16 protein-coding genes are annotated in these 19673 nt (G+C 69.4%); all 16 read left to right on the top strand.

The genetic code is table 11. The features are described 5' to 3' along the window. Nucleotides 1-9 precede the first annotated feature (9 nt). The 16 genes from flhB (at nucleotide 10) to HDC36_RS03510 (ending at nucleotide 19569) form a co-directional block, all read left to right on the top strand. Nucleotides 10-1140, top strand: a complete 1131-nt coding sequence (flhB, locus tag HDC36_RS03585) for a flagellar biosynthesis protein FlhB (RefSeq protein WP_179564494.1) — start codon at nucleotides 10-12, stop codon at nucleotides 1138-1140. A 17-nt stretch (nucleotides 1141-1157) separates the two neighbouring features. Further along, nucleotides 1158-3221 carry a flagellar biosynthesis protein FlhA gene (flhA, locus tag HDC36_RS03580; protein ID WP_179565589.1) on the top strand — a complete coding sequence of 688 codons (2064 nt, stop codon included), beginning with the start codon at nucleotides 1158-1160 and terminating at the stop codon, nucleotides 3219-3221. Nucleotides 3222-3397: 176 nt separating this feature from the next. Further along, nucleotides 3398-5059, top strand: a complete 1662-nt coding sequence (gene flhF / locus HDC36_RS03575) for a flagellar biosynthesis protein FlhF (protein WP_179564492.1) — start codon at nucleotides 3398-3400, stop codon at nucleotides 5057-5059. Next, nucleotides 5046-5930: a P-loop NTPase gene (locus HDC36_RS03570; protein WP_179564490.1), complete on the top strand. Its 885-nt coding sequence runs from the start codon at nucleotides 5046-5048 to the stop codon at nucleotides 5928-5930. Before flhF ends, HDC36_RS03570 begins: the two co-directional genes overlap by 14 nt. Beyond that, complete coding sequence (locus HDC36_RS03565; RefSeq protein ID WP_179564488.1) at nucleotides 5927-6676, top strand: RNA polymerase sigma factor FliA; 750 nt, start codon at nucleotides 5927-5929, stop codon at nucleotides 6674-6676. The genes HDC36_RS03570 and HDC36_RS03565 overlap by 4 nt, the downstream gene beginning before the upstream one ends. A gap of 18 nt (nucleotides 6677-6694) precedes the next feature. Beyond that, a complete protein-coding gene (gene cheY, locus HDC36_RS03560) occupies nucleotides 6695-7087 on the top strand; it encodes a chemotaxis response regulator CheY (protein WP_010341542.1) in 393 nt (130 codons plus the stop codon). Next, nucleotides 7087-7695, top strand: coding sequence for a protein phosphatase CheZ (locus HDC36_RS03555; RefSeq protein WP_179564486.1), 609 nt, complete (start codon nucleotides 7087-7089; stop codon nucleotides 7693-7695). The genes cheY and HDC36_RS03555 overlap by 1 nt, the downstream gene beginning before the upstream one ends. Nucleotides 7696-7699: 4 nt before the next feature. Beyond that, complete coding sequence (locus HDC36_RS03550) at nucleotides 7700-9433, top strand: chemotaxis protein CheA (protein ID WP_179564484.1); 1734 nt, start codon at nucleotides 7700-7702, stop codon at nucleotides 9431-9433. A gap of 321 nt (nucleotides 9434-9754) precedes the next feature. Further along, nucleotides 9755-10495 carry a flagellar motor protein gene (locus tag HDC36_RS03545; RefSeq protein ID WP_179564482.1) on the top strand — a complete coding sequence of 247 codons (741 nt, stop codon included), beginning with the start codon at nucleotides 9755-9757 and terminating at the stop codon, nucleotides 10493-10495. Nucleotides 10496-10505: 10 nt separating this feature from the next. Beyond that, a complete protein-coding gene (gene motD, locus HDC36_RS03540) occupies nucleotides 10506-11495 on the top strand; it encodes a flagellar motor protein MotD (protein ID WP_179564480.1) in 990 nt (329 codons plus the stop codon). After that, entirely contained in the window at nucleotides 11495-12283 is a 789-nt protein-coding gene (locus HDC36_RS03535) for a ParA family protein (RefSeq protein ID WP_179564478.1), read from the top strand. Before motD ends, HDC36_RS03535 begins: the two co-directional genes overlap by 1 nt. Nucleotides 12284-12513: 230 nt before the next feature. Further along, nucleotides 12514-13743, top strand: coding sequence for a chemotaxis protein CheW (locus tag HDC36_RS03530; protein WP_255432614.1), 1230 nt, complete (start codon nucleotides 12514-12516; stop codon nucleotides 13741-13743). Nucleotides 13744-14031: 288 nt separating this feature from the next. Continuing rightward, nucleotides 14032-14340, top strand: coding sequence for an STAS domain-containing protein (locus tag HDC36_RS03525; protein WP_074375519.1), 309 nt, complete (start codon nucleotides 14032-14034; stop codon nucleotides 14338-14340). Next, on the top strand, nucleotides 14337-14702 hold the full coding sequence (locus HDC36_RS03520) for a response regulator (protein WP_003470902.1): 366 nt from the start codon (nucleotides 14337-14339) through the stop codon (nucleotides 14700-14702). Before HDC36_RS03525 ends, HDC36_RS03520 begins: the two co-directional genes overlap by 4 nt. 34 nt (nucleotides 14703-14736) lie before the next feature. After that, on the top strand, nucleotides 14737-16737 hold the full coding sequence (locus HDC36_RS03515) for a chemotaxis protein CheA (protein ID WP_179564474.1): 2001 nt from the start codon (nucleotides 14737-14739) through the stop codon (nucleotides 16735-16737). A 600-nt stretch (nucleotides 16738-17337) separates the two neighbouring features. Continuing rightward, complete coding sequence (locus HDC36_RS03510; protein WP_179564472.1) at nucleotides 17338-19569, top strand: methyl-accepting chemotaxis protein; 2232 nt, start codon at nucleotides 17338-17340, stop codon at nucleotides 19567-19569. Nucleotides 19570-19673: the final 104 nt, after the last annotated feature.

Here is a 19673-nt window from a genome sequence, read left to right as displayed (position 1 = left end):
CTCACCGTCATGTCCGAAAACGAAGAAGGCACCGAAAAAACCGAACAACCGACCGAAAAACGCCTGCGCGAGGCGCGCGAGCAGGGCAACATCCCGCATTCGCGCGAACTGGCGACGGCGGCGGTGTTCAGCGCCGGCATCTTCGCCCTGATGGGGATGTCCGGCTCGCTGGCGGCCGGCGCGGCGAACTGGATGAAGGGCGCGCTGCGCCCGGATCCGCGCCTGCACGACAACCCGGACGCGCTGTTCGGCCACTTCGGCGAACTGCTGCTGGGGCTGCTGTGGGTGACCCTGCCGCTGGTCGGCATCTGCGTCGCGGCCGGCTTCGTCGCGCCGATCCTGATGGGCAGCCTGCGCTTCTCCGGGGCGGCGCTGATCCCCAAGTTCGAGCGGCTCAACCCGATGGCCGGACTGACCCGGCTGTACGGCCCGGAAAGCCTGGCCGAACTGTTCAAGTCGATGCTGCGCATGGGCTTCGTCGGCGGCGCCGCCGCGCTGTGCATCTCCAACAACGTGGACGGCCTGCGCAGCCTGATGCGGCAACCGCTGGAGACCGCCATCGGCGACGGCCTGGGCTTCACCCTGCACCTGCTGCTGTATACCGCCGGCGCGCTGGCGCTGCTGGCGGCGATCGACGCGCCGTACCAGAAGTGGAACTACACCCGCAAACTGATGATGACCCGCGACGAAGTGCGCCGGGAAATGAAGGAGAGCGAGGGCAGCCCCGAGGTCAAGGGCCGCATCCGGCAGATGCAGATGCAGCTGTCGCAGCGGCGGATGATGGAGGCGGTGCCCAGCGCCGACGTGGTGGTGGTCAACCCCACCCACTACGCGGTGGCGCTGAAGTACGAGAGCGGCCGCATGCGCGCGCCGACCGTGGTCGCCAAGGGCGTGGACGAACTGGCCTTCCGCATCCGCGAGATCGGCGAGCAGCACCGCGTCGCAGTGGTGTCTGCGCCACCTTTGGCACGCGCCTTGTATCGGGAAGGGCAACTCGGCAAGGAAATTCCCGTGAGACTGTATTCGGCGGTGGCCCAGATCCTCTCCTACGTCTACCAGCTGCGCTCCTGGCGCAGCGGGCCGATGCCGCCGTTGCCGCCGCTGGAGGTCGATGAATTCGCCCCGGGGAGCAAGCCGTGAGCCAGCCTGCCGCGCAGATGAACACGCGCAAGATGATGGACATGATCAAGCACGGCCTGGGCGCGCCGGTGATCGTGATGGCGATGCTGGCGATGGTCGTGGTGCCGCTGGCCGCGCCGGTGCTGGATGCGCTGTTCACCTTCAACATCGCGATCTCGCTGATGGTGCTGCTGGCGGTGGTCTACGTGAAGCGGCCGCTGGAGTTCAGCATCTTCCCGATCGTGCTGCTGATGACCACGATGCTGCGCCTGGCGCTGAACGTGGCCTCCACCCGCGTGATCCTGATCAACGGCCAGGACGGCCACGGCGCCGCCGGCAAGGTCATCGAGGCGTTCGGCGAGTTCGTGATCGGCGGCAACTACGCGGTCGGCATCGTGGTGTTCGCGATCCTGACCATCATCAACTTCGTGGTCATCACCAAGGGCGCCGGGCGCGTGTCGGAAGTGACCGCGCGCTTCATCCTCGACGCCATGCCCGGCAAGCAGATGGCGATCGACGCCGACCTCAACGCCGGCCTGCTGACCCGCGAGGAAGCCAAGGCCCGGCGCGAGGAGGTGCGCGAGGAAGCGGACTTCTACGGTTCGATGGACGGCGCCAGCAAGTTCATCCGCGGCGACGCCATCGCCGGCATCCTGATTCTGTTCATCAACCTGATCGGCGGCATGGCGGTCGGCGTCCTGCAGCACGGCATGCCGGTGGCGCAGGCCGCGTCCACCTACACCCTGCTGTCGATCGGCGACGGCCTGGTGGCGCAGCTGCCGGCGCTGCTGGTGTCCTCGGCGGTGGCGATGCTGGTCACCCGCGCCTCGCGCTCGCAGGACATGGGCGCCTCGATGATGGGCCAGGTGTTCGGCCAGCACAAGGCGCTGGCGGTGGCCGCGGCGATCATGGGCCTGGTCGGCCTGGTCCCGGGCATGCCCAACGTCGCTTTCTTGACGCTGGCGCTGATCCTGGGCCTGCTGGCCTGGAAGATGTGGAAGCGCAGCCTGCTGCCGGAAGAAGCCAAGCCGGATCCGGCGCAGCAGGCGGCCAGCGCCGGCGCGCAGGCCAACGCCGAACTGGGCTGGGACGAACTGCGCCCGATCGATCCGCTGGGCCTGGAGGTCGGCTACCGGCTGATCCCGCTGGTGGACAAGGCCCAGGGCGGCGAGCTGATGGCACGGATCAAGGGCGTGCGCCGCAAGCTGACCCAGGACATCGGCTTCCTGATCCCGCCGGTGCACATCCGCGACAACCTGGAGCTGCCGGCCAACGCCTACCGCCTGCTGGTGCACGGGGTGCCGGTGGCCACCGCCGACATCCACCCCGATCGCGAGCTGGCGCTGGACCCGGGCGGCGCGCTGGGCAAGATCGACGGCATCGCCGGCAAGGACCCCGCGTTCGGCCTGGACGCGATCTGGATCCAGCCGCACCAGCGCGCCCAGGCCGAGACCATGGGCTACACCGTGGTCGACCCGGCCACCGTGATCGCCACCCACCTGTCGCACCTGATCCGCGAGCACGCCCCGGAACTGCTCGGCCACGAAGAGGTGCAGCAGCTGCTGGCCACCCTGGCCAAGAGCGCGCCGAAGCTGGTCGAGGACCTCACCCCGAAGGCGCTGCCGCTGTCGGTGGTGGTGCGCGTGTTGCAGAACCTGCTGATCGAGAAGATCCCGGTGCGGCAGCTGCGCAAGATCGTCGAGGCGCTGGTCGAGCACGCCCCGCAGAGTCAGGAACCCGGCGCGTTGACCGCGGCGGTGCGCAATGCGCTGGGCCGTTTCATCGTCCAGGAAATCGCCGGAATGTCGGCGGAACTGCCGGTGTTCACCCTGGCCCCGCAATTGGAACGTGTCTTGCAAGACTCTACCCAAGGCAACGGTGCCGCGCTGGAACCCGGCCTGGCCGAGCGACTGCACCAGAGCCTGGCCGAATGCGTCAGCAAGCAGGAAGCCCGCAACGAACCGGCGGTGGTGCTGGTCCCGGCGCAAGTCCGCGCCGCGCTGGCCAGGCTGGTCCGCCACAGCGTCCCCTCGCTGTCGGTGCTGTCCTACAGCGAGGTACCGGAAGACAAGCGGCTGAAGCTGGTCGGGACGATCAGCTGACAGGCAGGGATTGGTGATTTGGGATACGGGATTCGCAACAGCGGGTCCCGCGAGCGGAGAGAGACAGCAGTGAAACGATCGAAGACAACCAGAGCAAGGCGACCGGATGCCAGCCGCGCAATGGCGGCATCCGCGACCAATCCCCAATCCCCACTCCCGAATCCCGGTTTCCACCCATGAAGATCAAACGCTTCGTAGCCCCCGACATGCGCACCGCGTTCCGCATGGTCCGCGACGAGCACGGTCCGGATGCGGTGATCCTGTCCAACCGGCGCACCGACGAGGGCATCGAGATCGTCGCCGCCAGCAACTACGACGAAGCCCTGGTGCAGCAGGCGCTGGACGCGGCGCGTCCGGAAGAGGCGGCGCCGCGGCTGCAGGTGTCGGCCGCCAATCCGGCGCCGCGTGCGGCCAAGGCCGCCGCCAACCCGGCGATGGCGATGATGGCCGCGATCAGCGAGCGCCGCGCCCCGGCCGCGGCCATGGCCGGCGCCGGCAGCAGCGCGAGCGTGGCGCAGGCCGCGCCGGCGCGGCCGCTGACCCAGCCCGCCGCGATCGCCGCTTCGGCGATGCCCGCCGGCACCGCGCCGGCGCCGAGCCGCCCCGCCGCCGCGCCGCGGGCCCCTGCCCCGGCCCAGCCAGCCGCCCCCTTCGCCGAATTCCGCATTCCCGAGGACGTGTTCCGCAACGCACCGATCAGCGTGCCGATGCCCAGCCCGTTCGCCGCCCCGGGCGCCGCTGCCAGCGCTGCCGCGATCGCCGCCGACGTGCCGGCCTGGCTCGAGGACATCGCCGCCGTGTCGCTGACCCCGGCCGCCGCGCCGAGCACCGCGAACGTGGTGCCGCTGCCGGCCGCGGCGCCGGCGGCCAGCGCCGGGATCCCGGCGCCGCCGACGCTGGCGCCGGTGGCGAGCTTCCCCGGCGTGCAGAACGACGAACAATTGACTCAGCTGCGCGACGAACTGGCGCTGATGCGGCAGATGATCGAGCGCGAGATGAACCGGCTCACCGACGAACGCCTGCGCGGCTCGCCGGTGCGCGCCCAGGCGCTGGAGCTGATGGACGACTACGGCTTCGACAGCGGCCTGACCCGCGACGTGGTGATGCAGATTCCCGCCGACCTGGAGCTGCACCGCGGCCGCGGGCTGATGCTGGGGCTGCTGTCCAAGCGCCTGCCGATCGCCCCGCTGGACCCGATCGAGGAAGGCGGCGTGATCGCCCTGATCGGCCCCACCGGCGCCGGCAAGACCACCACCATCGCCAAGCTGGCCTCGCGCTTCCTGGAGCGCCACGCCGCCCGCGACGTGGCCCTGGTCACCACCGACACCATCCGCGTCGGCGGCCGCGAACAGCTGCACAGCTACGGCCGCCAGCTCGGCATCGCCGTGCACGAGGCCGACAGCGACGCCGCCCTGCAGCAGCTGCTGGAGCGCCTGCGCGACTACAAGCTGGTGCTGATCGACACCGCCGGCATGGGCCAGCGCGACCGCGCCCTGGCCGCGCAGTTGCACTGGCTGCGCGCCTCGCGAGTGGTCCGGTCCTTGCTAGTACTCCCTGCCAACGCTCATTTCTCCGACCTGGACGAGGTGGTGCGCCGGTTTGCCGGCGCCGATCCGCAGGGGGTGATCTTGACCAAGCTGGATGAAACCGGGCGGTTTGGCAGTGCCCTGTCGGTGGTCGCGGACCACCGGCTTCCCATCACCTGGGTGACCGATGGTCAGCGCGTGCCGGACGACCTGCACCGCGCCAACGCCGCCAGCCTGGTATTGCGCCTTGAAGATTTGCGGCGCGCTGCCGATAAGCCCTGTACTCCGGAGCAGAACCATGCCGTCGCGTGATTACGCCAATCTGACCAATGCCTTCCCCCTGTCGGCAACGCGCAGCGAACCGCTCGGCCCGGTGCGCACGATCGCCGTGACCGGCGGCAAGGGCGGCGTCGGCAAGACCAACATCTCGGTCAACCTGTCGATGGCGCTGGCCGACATGGGCAAGCGCACCCTGCTGCTGGACGCCGACCTCGGCCTGGCCAACGTCGACGTGCTGCTCGGGCTGACCCCCAAGTTCACCCTGGCCGACCTGGTCGCCGGGCGCTGCACCCTGGAAGAGGTGCTGATCGACATGCCCAACGGGCTGATGGTGGTGCCCGCCGCCTCCGGTCGCCGGCACATGGCCGAGCTGCCGCCGGCCCAGCACGTCGGCCTGGTCAACGTGTTCTCCGAGCTCAAGCGCGAGCTGGACGTGATGATCATCGACACCGCCGCCGGCATCACCGACAGCGTGCTGACCTTCTGCCAGGCCGCGCAGGACGCGGTGGTGGTGGTCTGCGACGAGCCGGCCTCGATCACCGACGCCTACGCGCTGATCAAGGTGCTGTCGCGCGAACGCGGCGTGGACCGGGTGCAGATCGTCGCCAACATGGTCCGCGACCTCAACGAAGGCCGCCTGCTGTACGACAAGCTGAGCCGGGTGTGCGAGAAGTTCCTCGGCGACGTGTCGCTGAACTACCTGGGCTGCGTGCCGCAGGACGACTGGCTGCGCCTGGCGGTGCAGCGCCAGCAACCGGTGGTCAAGGCCTACCCGTCCAGCCCGTCGGCGCAGGCGATCGCCGAGATCGCCCGCCGCACCTCGCGCTGGCAGGCGCCGACCGTGCCGCGCGGCAACGTCGAGTTCTTCGTCGAACGGATCATCCAGCGGGGGGTCGCCGCATGAACGCCGCCGCCCAGTACCGCGCCGTGCAGCGCAACAGTTCCAACGACTACATCGCCCAGCATTCGGACCTGGTGCGGCGCATCGCCCACCACCTGGCGGCGCGGCTGCCGGCCAGCGTCGAGATCGACGACCTGATCCAGGCCGGCATGATCGGCCTGATCGAGGCCTCGCGCAGCTACGACGCCGACCAAGGCGCCTCGTTCGAGACCTACGCCTCGATCCGCATCCGCGGCTCGATGATCGACGAGATCCGCCGCGGCGACTGGGTGCCGCGTTCGGTGCACCGCCGCGCCCGCGACGCCGCCTCGGCGATCCGCAAGATCGAGCAGAGCACCGGCCGCGCCGCCGCCGCCAACGAAGTGGCCGCGGCGATGGACATGCCGCTTCCCGAATACCTGCGATTGATGGAAGATGCCGCGCGCGGCCAGGTGCTGAGCCTGGAGTCGCGGGTCGAAGACCACGGCGAGCTGGACACCATCGCCAAGGGCGGGCCCAATCCGCAGCAAATGCTGGAGCGCAGCGAGTTCGGGCGCGAACTGGGCAAGGCGATCGCGCAGCTGCCCGAGCGCGAGCAGCTGGTACTGTCGCTGTACTACGAACAAGAATTGAACTTGAAGGAAATCGGCGCGGTGCTCGGTGTCAGCGAGTCGCGCGTCTGCCAGATCCACGGCCAGGCCACGGTACGCTTGCGCGGACGCTTGAAAGCGTTCGAAGCGGCGGACGCCGGCCTGGAAGACGAAGAATAAGACCCAAGGGAGTTAGCGGTGAACAAGAACATGCGGATTTTGATCGTGGACGATTTCTCGACGATGCGGCGCATCGTCAAGAATCTGCTCGGCGATCTGGGCTTCACCAACACTGCAGAGGCCGAAGACGGCAACAGTGCGCTGGCGGCACTGCGCTCGGCACCGTTCGAGTTCGTGGTCACCGACTGGAACATGCCCGGCATGACCGGCATCGACCTGCTGCGCAACATTCGTGCCGACGACAAGCTCAAGCACCTGCCGGTGCTGATGGTGACCGCCGAGGCCAAGCGCGAGCAGATCATCGAGGCGGCGCAGTGCGGCGTGAACGGCTACATCATCAAGCCGTTCACCGCGCAGACGCTGCAGGAGAAGCTGGGCAAGATCTTCGAACGCCTGGGAGCGACCGCCTGATGCAAGCCACCGCCGAACGCAGCGCCCTGATCGAACGCCTGCAAGGTGCGCTGGACGCACTGGAGCGCGGCGACGAAACCGCCTGGCGCAAGGAAATCGACACGCTCGCCGCGTGGCGCACGCGGCCGATGATGCAGGGCCTGAGCCGGCTGGCGCGCGACCTGGGCCAGGCGCTCGGCGAGCTGCCCACCATCCCCTCCGAAGCCGGCGAGCTGGACGACGCCTGCTCGCGCCTGGACCACGTGGTGGCGATGACCGAACAGGCCAGCCACCGCACCCTGGACCTGGCCGAGGAATGCCGCGCGCTGGCCGACCAGCTGCGCGCCGGCGGCCTGACCGGCGACCAGGGCGAGATCCTCGACAAGATCCGCCACAACCTCACCGAGATGGCCCTGGCGCAGAGCTTCCAGGACCTGACCGGGCAGATCATCCGCCGCGTGGCGACCATCGTGCGCCGCGTGCACGAAGGCTTCGGCGCGCTCGGCCTGCCGCCGAAGGAAGACAAGAAGCCCGACGGCAGCCTGGCCGGCCCGGCGCTGGCCGGGCTGGACCGCCACGGCGTGTCGCAGAACGACGCCGACGACCTGCTGTCCGGACTGGGGCTGTAATCCGATGAGCGCCGTGCCCGACGACATCGCTGCCGACTTCATCATCGAGGCCCAGGAAATCCTGGACCGGCTCGGCGAGCAGTTGGTGTCGCTGGAGCAGGCGCCCGAGGACAGCGACCAGCTCAACGCGGTGTTCCGCGGTTTCCACACGCTCAAGGGCGGCGCCGGGTTCCTGGCGATCACCCCGATGGTCGAGCTGTGCCACGCCGCCGAGGACACCCTGGGCCAGGCCCGTGCCGGCCAGGCCACCCTGCAGGCGCGGCACTTCGATGCCGCGCAGCAGTCGCTGGACTACCTGCAGTCGATGCTCGACGCGTTCGGCAGCGGCAACGAACCGCCGCGCGCGCCGCAACAGCTGATCGCGCAGTTCGCCACCAGCGGCGAAGAGACCGCCGCGCCCAGCGCCAAGGCCGCCGTCGCCGCGCCGCCGCCTGCCGCAGGCGGCAACGGCGACATGATCGACGACGACGAATTCGAAGCGTTGCTCGACCAGTTGCACGGCGGTGCCGCGCCGGCCGCGCTGCCGGTGCCGGCCGCCGCGCCGCGGCCGGCGCCCAGCGCCAAGCCCGCCGCTGCGCCCGGCAAGGCCGCAGAACCCGAACACACCGTGCGCGTGGACACCAAGCGCCTGGACGCGATCGTCAACCTGATCGGCGAGCTGGTGCTGTCGCGCAACCGGCTCAAGACCCTGCGCGTGCGCCTGCGCGACGAAGAACTGGACCGCGCGGTCAGCAGCCTGGACATCGCCACCTCGCGCCTGCAATCGGCGGTGATGCGCACCCGCATGCAGCCGGTCGGCAAGGTGTTCTCGCGCTTCCCCAAGGTCGCGCGCGACGTCGCCCGCTCCCTGAACAAGGAAGTGGACCTGGAACTGATCGGCGCCGACACCGAACTGGACCGCAACCTGGTCGAGGCGCTGGCCGATCCGCTGGTGCACCTGGTGCGCAACGCGATCGATCACGGCATCGAGACGCCGGCGCTGCGCGAAGCCACCGGCAAGCCGCGCGGCGGCCACGTACGCCTGTCGGCGCAGCAGGAAGGCGACTACGTCAGCATCGAAGTGCAGGACGACGGCGCCGGCATCGACCCCGAACGCCTGCGGCAGAAGGCACGCGAAAAGGGCCTGATCGATCCGGAGGCGGCCGCGCGGCTGACCACCGAGGAATGCCTGCACCTGGTGTTCCTGCCAGGTTTCTCGACCAAGTCCGAAGTCACCGACATCTCCGGCCGCGGCGTCGGCATGGACGTGGTGCAGTCGCGCATCCGCGAACTCAGCGGGCAGATCCAGATCCAGTCCGAACTGGGCCGCGGCAGCCGCTTCCTGATCCGCGTGCCGCTGACCCTGGCGATCCTGCCGACCCTGCTGGTGCAGGCCGGCGACACCGTCTATGCGCTGCCGCTGGCGCGCGTGGTGGAAGTGCTGCACGCGCCGCGCCGCGCGCTGGGCTGGTTCGACGGCCGCGCCGTGCTCGACCGGCAATCGCACACCTTGCCGCTGGTGGACCTGCGTCACTGGTTGAACATCGAAGCGCCGGAACTGCCGCTGCTGACCGTGGTGGTGCTGCAGGCCGGCGAATCGCGCATGGGCCTGGTCGTGGACCAGGTCCGCGGCCGCGAGGAAGTGGTGATCAAGCCGCTGCCGCGCGCACTGCGCGGCCTGCCCGGCTACGCCGGCGCGACCCTGATCGGCGATGGCCGGCTGGCGTTGATCCTGGATGTGGACGGGTTGAAGAGCTGAGAAGCCGGGATTGGGGAGTCGGGATTGGGGATTTGAAGGCGGTCCCGGTGCGGATCGCTGGCGGGCGATCCGATGCCCAAAGTGTCATCGACCTGCCGGTAAGTTCAACGTCGGTTTCCCGCCGCGCGCTCCTGTAGGAGCGGCTTCAGCCGCGACGCCTTACCGGTAACGCCTCGCGGCTGAAGCCGCTCCTGCAGGGTGCCGCGCGCGCGCCGATCCGCGGCTCGACAGCCGACGGCCTGGCGCCTCGAATCCCCACTCCGGACTCCCCAATCCCGGCCGTCCCATCAAGTCCCTCCCCTAGCTGCCGATAGTTTCTGCATGGACAAACTCAGTCTCATTGGCTTGCTGTTGGCGATCGCCTCGCTGGTCGGCGGCAGCATCCTCAAGGGCGCCGGCGTTTCGGCGCTGTGGTCGCCGGCCGCGTTCGTGATCGTGATCGTGGGCACCGTCGCCGCGATCCTGGTGCATACCCCGCCGGCGGTGTTCAAGCGCGCGTTCCAGATCGCCAAGTGGATCCTGCATCCGCCGGCCAGCGATCGCCAGGCGCTGCTGCAGCAGATCGTGGAGTGGAGCAACATCGCCCGCCGCCAGGGCCTGCTCGGCCTGGAGAACCAGGTGCAGCAGCAGCACGACCCGTTCGTGCGCAAGGGCCTGCAGATGCTGGTCGACGGGGTGGAGCCGGAATCGATCCGGCACATGCTGGAAATCGACCTGGACGGCCAGGAACACTGCGACCTGGCCGCGGCCAAGGTGTTCGAAGGCATGGGCATCTATGCGCCGACGCTGGGCATCATCGGCGCGGTGCTGGGGCTGATCGCGGTGATGAAGAACCTCGCCGACCCGAGCAAGCTCGGCCACGGCATCGCCGCCGCGTTCACCGCCACCATCTACGGCATCGCCTCGGCCAACCTGCTGTTCCTGCCGATGGCCAGCAAGCTCAAGAGCGTGATCAAGCACAGCAGCGGCGAGCGCGAAATGATCATCGAAGGGCTCATCGCCATCGCCCAGGGCGAGAACCCGCGCAACATCGAATCGAAGCTGGCCGGCTTCTTGCATTGACCCGACGACTATGGCCCGCAAGCGTCAGCACGAAGATCACGTCAACCATGAGGCATGGGCCATCCCCTATGCCGATCTGATGACGTTGCTGCTCGCCTTCTTCGTGGTGATGTACGCGCTGTCCACGGTCAACGAGGCCAAGTACCGGGTCATGGCCGACGCGATGAGCACCGCCTTCGGCGGCGCGCCGCGGACGATGAGCCCGGTGCAGGTCGGCGATCACCTGATGCAGGGCCAGGGCGGCGCGCGCCCGACCCCGATCAAGTCCAGCCCGGCGCTGTCCCTGCCCGACCCGAACCGGCTGCCCTCGGCCTCGCCGCTGCGCTCGCCCAGCGCGCTGCGCGACGAGGAGCAGCTGCGGCGCGCGCAGCGCCAGCTCGACGGCATCGCCGACCGGCTCGGCGCCGCCCTGGCGCCGCTGATCCAGAAGAAGCTGATCACCGTGCGCCATGCCGGGCTGTGGATCGAAGTGGAGATCAACAGCGACATCCTGTTCGGCTCCGGCTCCGCGTCGCTGGACCAGAGCGCCCGCGCCACCCTGGCGCAGCTGGCGCAGGTGCTGGTGCCGGTGCCCAACGGCGTGCGCGTGGAGGGCTATACCGATAACAGCCCGATCGCCACCCTGCAGTTCCCGTCGAACTGGGAACTGTCGGCGGCGCGCGCGGCCAGCGTGGTGCATCTGTTCGCCGACCAGGGCCTGCAACCGTCGCGGCTGTCGATGATCGGCTACGGCGAGTTCCGCCCGCGGGCCGACAACGACAGCCAGGCCGGCCGCAACGCCAACCGCCGCGTGGTGCTGGTGATCCTGGCCGACGCCGGCGGTCCCGACAGCGGCAGCGGCACGGCGCCCGTCGCCGCGGCCGGCGCGCCGACGCCGCAAGACCGATTGACCGATACCGCCGGCGCCGCGCCGGCGACCCCGCTACATTCCGCCGCGGCGGCCACCGGCAATGCCGGCCCGTCCCGCGCGGTACCTGCCGCCATTGAAGGAGTGAACTGATGCGCATCTGGGCGATTGCCAACCAGAAGGGTGGCGTGGGCAAGACCACGACCACGCTGGCGCTGGGCCGTGGCCTGGCCATGCTCGGCCACCGCGTGCTGATGCTGGATCTCGATCCGCACGCCTCGCTGACCCGCGCCTTCGACGTGCCGCAGGACCCGCCGCCGAGCGGCGTGCTGGACCTGTTCGCCACGCCGCCGAGCGACCTGGCCGCGCTGGCCCGCGACAGCGCCATCGAGCGCCTCAGCTACGTCTGCGGGCAGACCGCGCTGGCCACGCTGGAGCGGCGCAGCGCCAACCAGCCCGGGCTGGGCCTGGCGCTGCAGCAGGCGATGGCGCGGCATGCCGGCCAGCACGACTACATCCTGCTCGATTGCCCGCCGACCCTGGGCCTGCTGATGATCAATGCGTTGGCCGCGGCCGACCGGGTGATCATCCCGACCCAGGCCGAGCCGCTGGCGCTGCACGGCCTGGCCAGCATGGTCCGCACCGTGGACATGGTCGAGCGCTCGCGCCGCCGTCCCCTGCCCGCCTCGATCCTGCCGACCCTGTTCGACAAGCGCACCCGCGCCGGCAACGACACCTTGCGGCAGATGCAGGACAGCTACGGCGAGCGGGTCTGGGAAGACGCGATCCCGGTCGACACCAAGATCTGCAACGTCAAGGCGTTGACGGTGGCCGGCGTCCCCGGAGACTACCCCGGCCGCGGCCTGGCCGCCTACCGCCGCGCGCTGGAATGGCTGATCGCCAGCGACGCCACGCCCATGGAGCAGGAGCAGGCCGCATGAACACGCCCGGGGTCATCGATGACTATCTGGAAGGCCTGCTGCACGACGTGATCGCCGAAGAGCGCGACGCCGAACGCCAGGCCACGCTCGCCGCGGCCAGCGCCGCAGCGACGCCGGAACCGGAACCGGTGCGCGCCGTCGAGGCCGCCGCGCCGGTGGTCCCCTCCGCGGAGGACATCGCTGCCGCGGTGCTGGCCGAAGCCGATTCCGATCCGACCCTGGCCGGCATCATGTCGCAGCAGGCCCTGACGCCCAAGCCGGCCGGCCCGACCCCGGAAGAACTCGCCGCCGCGGTGCTGGCCGAAGCCGACGCCGACCCGGCGCTGGCCGGCATCATGTCGCAGCAGGCCCTGGCGCCCAAGCCGGCTGGCCCCACCCCGGAAGAACTCGCCGCCGCGGTACTGGCCGAAGCCGACGCCGACCCGGCCCTGGCCGGCATCATGTCGCAGCAGGCCCTGGCGCCCAAGCCGGCCGGCCCGACCCCGGAGGAACTCGCCGCCGCCGTGCTGGCCGAAGCCGACGCCGACCCGGCCCTGGCCGGCATCATGTCGCAGCAGGCCCTGGCGCCCAAGCCGGCTGGCCCCACCCCGGAAGAACTCGCCGCCGCGGTACTGGCCGAAGCCGACGCCGATCCGGCCCTGGCCGGCATCATGTCGCAGCAGGCCCTGGCGCCCAAGCCGGCCGGCCCCACCGCCGAAGAAATCGCCGCCGCGGTACTGGCCGAAGCCGATTCCGACCCGGCCCTGGCCGGCATCATGTCGCAGCAGGCGCCGTCCGCCGCCGACCGTGAGGCCGATCTCGAGGTGGTCGCGGCGATGGAGATGCAACGCGCCGCCGCGCCGCCGCGCGACCTGGCCGCCGAAGACGACGCCGCCGCCGCGCGTGCGGTCAAGCGCCCGCCGATGGCGGTGCCGCCGGAACGCCGCGTCGAGGCCGAGCGTGCACAGGCCGCGGGATCGCGGCTGCCGCCCAACCTGCAGGCGTTCATGGCCCCGAGCGCCCCCCACGAAGCCTCCCCGCACCAGCGTCGCGCGCCGGACCGCAGCACCCGCTGGCTGCGCCTGCGCTGCGGCGAACAGGCCTATGCGCTGGAACTGCTGAAGGTGCAGGAAGTGGTGCTGCCGGTGCCGTTGCTGGCGCTGCGCGGCACCCCGACGGCGATGCTGGGGATCATGAACCTGCGCGGCCAGGTGGTGCCGGTGATCGACCTGGGCATCCACCTGGGCGCCGCGCCGATCGAGATGGACATGCTGACCCGGGTGGTGGTGCTGGAAGAGAACGGCGAGACCCTGGGCCTGCGTGTGTCCGCGGTCGAGGACGTGGCCAGCCTCACCGACCAGCAGATCGAGCCGCCGGACAACGCCCGCATCTGCCGCATCTCCAACCACCTGTTCCGCGGCGTGGCGCGGCTGGGGCCGCAGCCGATGATCCTGCTCGACGCCGAGCAACTGCTGCACTGAGCGCGCGAGGGCAGGCCCGCCGTGCTTGCGCACCTGCGCGGCAAGCCGGGCCAGAAAGGGAACCTGTGCCGGCAGGCGCCCCGCAATGGCGCAGTGCCGTGCGCGCCGGGCGCCGCACGGCCAGTGGCCGTGTGCGGCGCGCCCCAACCCAGGCCCCGAGCCAGCGGCGATGCGCCGTGGCAGCGGCGGCCGGCAACTGCCAACCCTGCCGCACTTTCCCGATGCGCCGCTAAAGCTTCCCGCGCATTGGCCGTTATCTGCCCTAGAACCATTCCGTGCGGAGCAATGATGAGCACAGTGACCCTTGGCGAAGATCTCGGCATCGAGACCAGCGCCGACCTGAAACAACGGCTGACCCCGTTCCTGGCGTCGGACGACGAGCTGCAGCTGGACGCCGGCGAGGTCCGCCGCATCCATACCGCATCCGTGCAGGTGCTGTGCGCATTCGTCGATGCACGTCGGAAGGACGGCAAGAGCACTGTGTTCGCAACCTGCAACGACACGTTCCGCGACGCGGCACGCCTGCTAGGGGTCAGCGCATCGCTGGGCCTTCCTGCAACCCCTGACAACCTGAAATCTGTGGAGAACGCCGCATGAGCGCACGTATCTTGGTGGTGGACGATTCGGCGTCGATGCGCCAGATGGTCTCCTTTGCCCTCACTTCGGCCGGTTTCGCGGTCGAGGAAGCCGAAGACGGCCAGGTCGCCCTCGGCCGCGCCCAGGGCCAGCGCTTCAACGCGGTGGTCACCGACGTCAACATGCCGAACATGGACGGCATCTCGCTGATCCGCGCGCTGCGCCAGCTGCCGGACTACAAGTTCACGCCGATGCTGATGCTGACCACCGAGTCGGCGGCGGACAAGAAGTCCGAAGGCAAGGCCGCCGGCGCCACCGGCTGGCTGGTCAAGCCGTTCAACCCGGAACAGCTGATCGCCACCGTCCAGAAAGTCCTGGGCTGATTTCCTCTCCACCCTTTTTCCGGATTCCCCGCCCATGAGCATGGACCTGCAACGTTTCCACGCCACCTTCTTCGAGGAGAGCCGCGAAGGGCTGGACGCGATGGAAGCCGGATTGCTGTCGCTGGAAGAAGGCAACCGCGATCCCGAAGTGATCAACTCGGTGTTCCGCGCCGCGCACTCGATCAAGGGCGGCGCCGCCACCTTCGGCTTCGAGGCGATGGCCGGCCTGACCCACGTGCTGGAGACGCTGCTCGACGAGCTGCGCTCGGGCAAGCGCGAGGTGGAAGCGCACGCGATCGATGCGATCCTGGGGTCGGTGGACGTGCTGCGCGCCTTGCTGCGCGAAGCCGAGCACGGCACCCCGGCCGATCCGGTCGCGGTCAAGGCGGTGCACGACCGCCTGCAGCAGGCCCTTAACGGCAACGCCGCCGCCGCGCCCGCCGCGACCCCGGCCGCCAACCAGCCGGCCGAACCGGAAGCCTGGCAGATCGGCTTCACCCCGGCGCCGTCGCTGTTCATGAGCGGCAACGACCCGCTGCGCATCATCCGCGAACTCGAACACCTCGGCCCGCTGCAGGTCGCCTGCCGCACCGCGCGCCTGCCTGGCTTCAGCGACCTCGACCCGCTCGAGGCCTATCTGGCCTGGGACCTGGGCCTGGTCGGCAAGATCCCGCGCAGCGCGATCGAAGACACTTTCGCCTGGGTGATCGACGATTGCGAACTGGACATCCGCGCGGTGCCGCCGCCGAGCCTGGCCAGCGCGCCCGCCCCGACCCTGGCGCAGCCGCCGGCCAGCGCCACCGCCGCGCCGGCCGCTGCCGTGGCCGCCAATGCGCCGGCCGGCAATGCCGCCGCCGCGCACGAAGCGGAAAGCTCGATCCGGGTCAGCGTCGACAAGGTCGATGCGCTGATCAACCTGGTCGGCGAACTGGTCATCACCCAGGCCATGCTCAAGCAGGTCTCCGGCGATCTCGACCCGGCCCATGCCGAGCGCCTGTTCGCCGGCCTGGACCTGCTCGAGCGCAATACCCGCGACCTGCAGGAAGCGGTGATCGGCGTGCGCATGCTGCCGGTGGACGCGGTGTTCCGCCGCTTCCCGCGCCTGGTCCGCGACCTGTCCACCCGCCTCGGCAAGCAGGTGCGGCTGCGCACCATCGGCGAAGGCACCGAACTGGACAAGGGCCTGATCGAAAAGATCGCCGATCCGCTGGTGCACCTGGTGCGCAATTCGATCGATCACGGCCTGGAAATGCCGGAAGCGCGCCGCGCCGCCGGCAAGGACGAGACCGGCACCATCACCCTGGCCGCCTCGCACCAGGGCGGGCACATCGTCATCGAAGTCAGCGACGACGGCGCCGGCCTCAACCGCGACCGCATCCTGGCAAAGGCCGCCGAACGCGGCCTGAGCGTGCCGGACAACCCCACCGACGCGCAGGTGTGGGACCTGATCTTCGCCCCCGGCTTCTCCACCGCCGACGCGGTCACCGACCTCTCCGGCCGCGGCGTGGGCATGGACGTGGTCCGCCGCAACATCCAGGGCCTGGGCGGCGAAGTGCAGCTGGAAAGCAATTCCGGCCGCGGCACCCGCGTGCTGATCCGCCTGCCGCTGACCCTGGCGATCCTGGACGGCATGACCGTGTCGGTCGCCGGCGAGACCCTGATCCTGCCGCTGGCCTACGTGCTCGAAGCGCTGCAGCCGCAGCCCGACGACATCCGCAGCATGGCCGGCGAAGGCCGCGTGTTGCGGGTCCGCGGCGAATACCTGCCGATCCTCTCGCTCAGCGATTCGTACGGCTACGGCCGCACCGAGCAGGCCGAGCCGCTGGTGGTGGTGGTCGAGGCCGACGGCCAGAAGATCGCGCTGGAAGTGGACGAACTGGTCGGCCAGCAGCAGGTGGTGGTCAAGAACATCGAGAACAACTACCGGCGCATCGGCGGCATCTCCGGCGCCACCATCCTCGGCGACGGCCGCGTCGCCCTGATCGTGGACATCGGCGGGCTGGTGCGTTCGCTGAAGGTGCCGCAAGCGGCCTGATCGCTTCGGTCGATGCACCGCCGACGACGCGGCAGCGCGTCGTCGGCCAACGAAATCGCGGCCAAAGCCGTTGCTTTCGGAACACGCCGCATCCTGGACGGACTCCCCACGCGTCGTGACGCAGACGGGTCCGTGCAGTCGAACACATCGACGTTGGCGTTCGGCTCGGCGCAATGCCGAGAACGCCCAGGGCATGATGCCTGCTCGCGGATGCGCCTGATGCATACCGCAGAGTCACCAGAAATCAGGTAGCCGAACACGCAGCTGCGCTCGACCCGCTTCGCCGGGATCGGGCGCCGATCGCGCAGGCTGCAGCGGCGATGCAGCAGGCCGCACGACCCCACCGCATGCGCCCCAAGAACGCCGGCACCATCGCCGGCGCGAAGAAAAGCAGGCCGGACACCGACGCTGGCCGCCGACGCTCCATTTTTCAGACGCCACGACCGCTACGCCGCAGACCCCAGACGCGATGCCCAGGATCCATGGGCATGGCGCGCGGTCTTGCGGCTACAGCGGCCTTCCTGCAGGGACGCCGCAAACGCAACTGACATCCTCACGTCAGCCGATCTTCCGTGCCCTCGGGCTTCCTGGAACTCTGCAATGAACGCACTTCTGCAACGCTACAACGTCGGCCGCCGGCTGACGATGGCCTTCGGCCTTTTGATCCTGCTGTCCTGTCTGCTGGTCACCGCCGGCCTCGTCACCCTCGCCAAAGCGCGCGGCGAGCTCGACGACATCGTCAACGTCAACATGGAAAAGATCCGGCTATGGAGCGAGATGCTGGATGCCAACAACAGCATCTCGATCGCGTTGCGCGACCTGTCCATCGCCAAGGATGCCGACGACATCGCCACTGCCAAGGGCGTCATCGATAACCAGCGCCTGCGCTACAACACCAACCGCGATGTGCTGTTCGCCAAGCCCACCGATGCGCAGGGCATGACGAACCGCGCGCTGGTGTCCAAGCAACGGGACATTGCCCGCGTAGCGAACGATGCGATCATCGACAGCGCCATCGCAGGCCGCCAGGCAGAAGCGCAAGCGATGTTGATGGGGACAGGCGGATCAGCGATGAACGCCTGGCAAAAAGGCATCCGTGACGCCGTTTCCACCCAGCGCAAGAATGCCGCCATCGCCTACACCACGGCGACCAGGGCAATGGCGAACGGGCGCAATACGATGGTCGCCGGGGGCTTCGGCGTGCTGCTGGTCAGCAGCCTGCTGGCCTGGATGATCACCCGCAGCCTGACCCAGCCGCTGAACCGCGCCATCCGCATTGCCGAGGCGATCGCCGACGGTCGCCTGGACAACGATGCGAAGACCCAGGCGCGCGACGAGACCGGCCGCCTGCTCGATGCAATGGATCGCATGCAGACCCAGTTGCAACGCTTCTCCAGCGAAACCGCGCTGATGATCGAATTGCACGCGGACAAGGACATGACCCACCGCATGCCGTCGGATTTCCCGGGCGTGTACGGCGAGCTCGGCGCAGGCGTCAACACCATGATGTTCGAGCACCTGGATGCCATCGTCGATGCGATCGCGGTGCTCAACGAGTACGCCATCGGCGACCTGCGCCGCGATGCGCGGCGCCTGCCCGGCAGCCGGGTGGTCCTGCACGAATCGATGGACGCGGCCAAGGCCAGCCTGCTGGCGATCAACACCGAGATCAAGCGCCTGGCCGCGGCCGCCGCCGCCGGCGACTTCAGTGCCCGCGGCGATGCCGGACGGTTCCAGTACGATTCGCGGGTGATGGTGCAGGATCTCAACGCGATGCTGGAAGCCAGCGACAGCAACCTGGGCAAGCTGTCCACGCTGTTGCGCTCCATCGCCGAAGGCGACCTGACCGCACGCATGCACGGCGAGTTCCAGGGTGTGTTCGCCACGATGCGCGACGATGCCAATACCACGGTCGCGCAACTGACCGACATCATCGGCGGCATCCAGACCGCCGCGATCAGCATCAACGCCGCCGCCAGCGAGATCGCGACCGGCAACGACGACCTGTCGCGCCGCACCGAGCAGCAGGCCGCCAGCCTGGAGGAAACCGCCGCGTCGATGGAAGAGCTGACCTCCACGGTCAAGCAGAATGCCGACCATGCACGCCAGGCCAACCAGCTCGCGGTCGGCGCGGCGGCCGTCGCCACCCAGGGCGGCGATGTCGTGAGTCAAGTGGTGACCACCATGAGCGGCATCGAGACGTCGTCGAAGAAGATCGCCGACATTATCAGCGTCATCGACGGCATCGCGTTCCAGACCAATATCCTCGCCTTGAATGCCGCCGTGGAAGCGGCGCGTGCCGGCGAACAGGGCCGCGGTTTTGCGGTGGTCGCCAGCGAGGTGCGCACCCTCGCCCAGCGCTCGGCCGGCGCGGCCAAGGAGATCAAGAGCCTGATCGACGACTCGGTCGGCCGCGTTGCCGCAGGTTCGGTCCTGGTCGGCCAGGCCGGCCAGACCATGCAGGAGATCGTGTCCTCGGTGCAGCGTGTCACCGACATCATGAGCGAGATCTCCTCGGCCTCGCAGGAGCAGTACGCCGGCATCGAACAGGTCAACCAGACCGTGACCCAGATGGACGAGACCACCCAGCAGAATGCCGCCCTGGTCGAGGAAGCCACTGCCGCGGCGCGTTCGATGGAAGAACAGGCCGGTCAGCTGACCGAAACCGTCGCCCTGTTCAAGCTGGAAGCCGCCGCCGCGCCTTCGCCGCAACGCACCTCGGCCGCATCGCGTCCGGCCCTGCATGCGGTGCCCGCACGCAAGCTGCCCGTACGCGCCAAGCCGGCGCTGGCAGCGACAGCCTCCACCGCGAAGGATTGGCAGACCTTCTGAGCCAGGCCAGGGCATTGCCCTGCGAAGCGCCCCATCGGCCGTGCTCACCCCACGGCCTTTTTTGTGTGCATGGGCGCATCGCGCGCTTCAGTCCGGCCGCAGCC

Source organism: Xanthomonas sp. JAI131, assembly GCF_013410075.1.
Lineage (GTDB): Bacteria > Pseudomonadota > Gammaproteobacteria > Xanthomonadales > Xanthomonadaceae > Xanthomonas_A > Xanthomonas_A bonasiae.
Note: the sequence above shows the minus strand (reverse complement) of the source record. Positions and strands in the feature narration are given on the sequence as shown.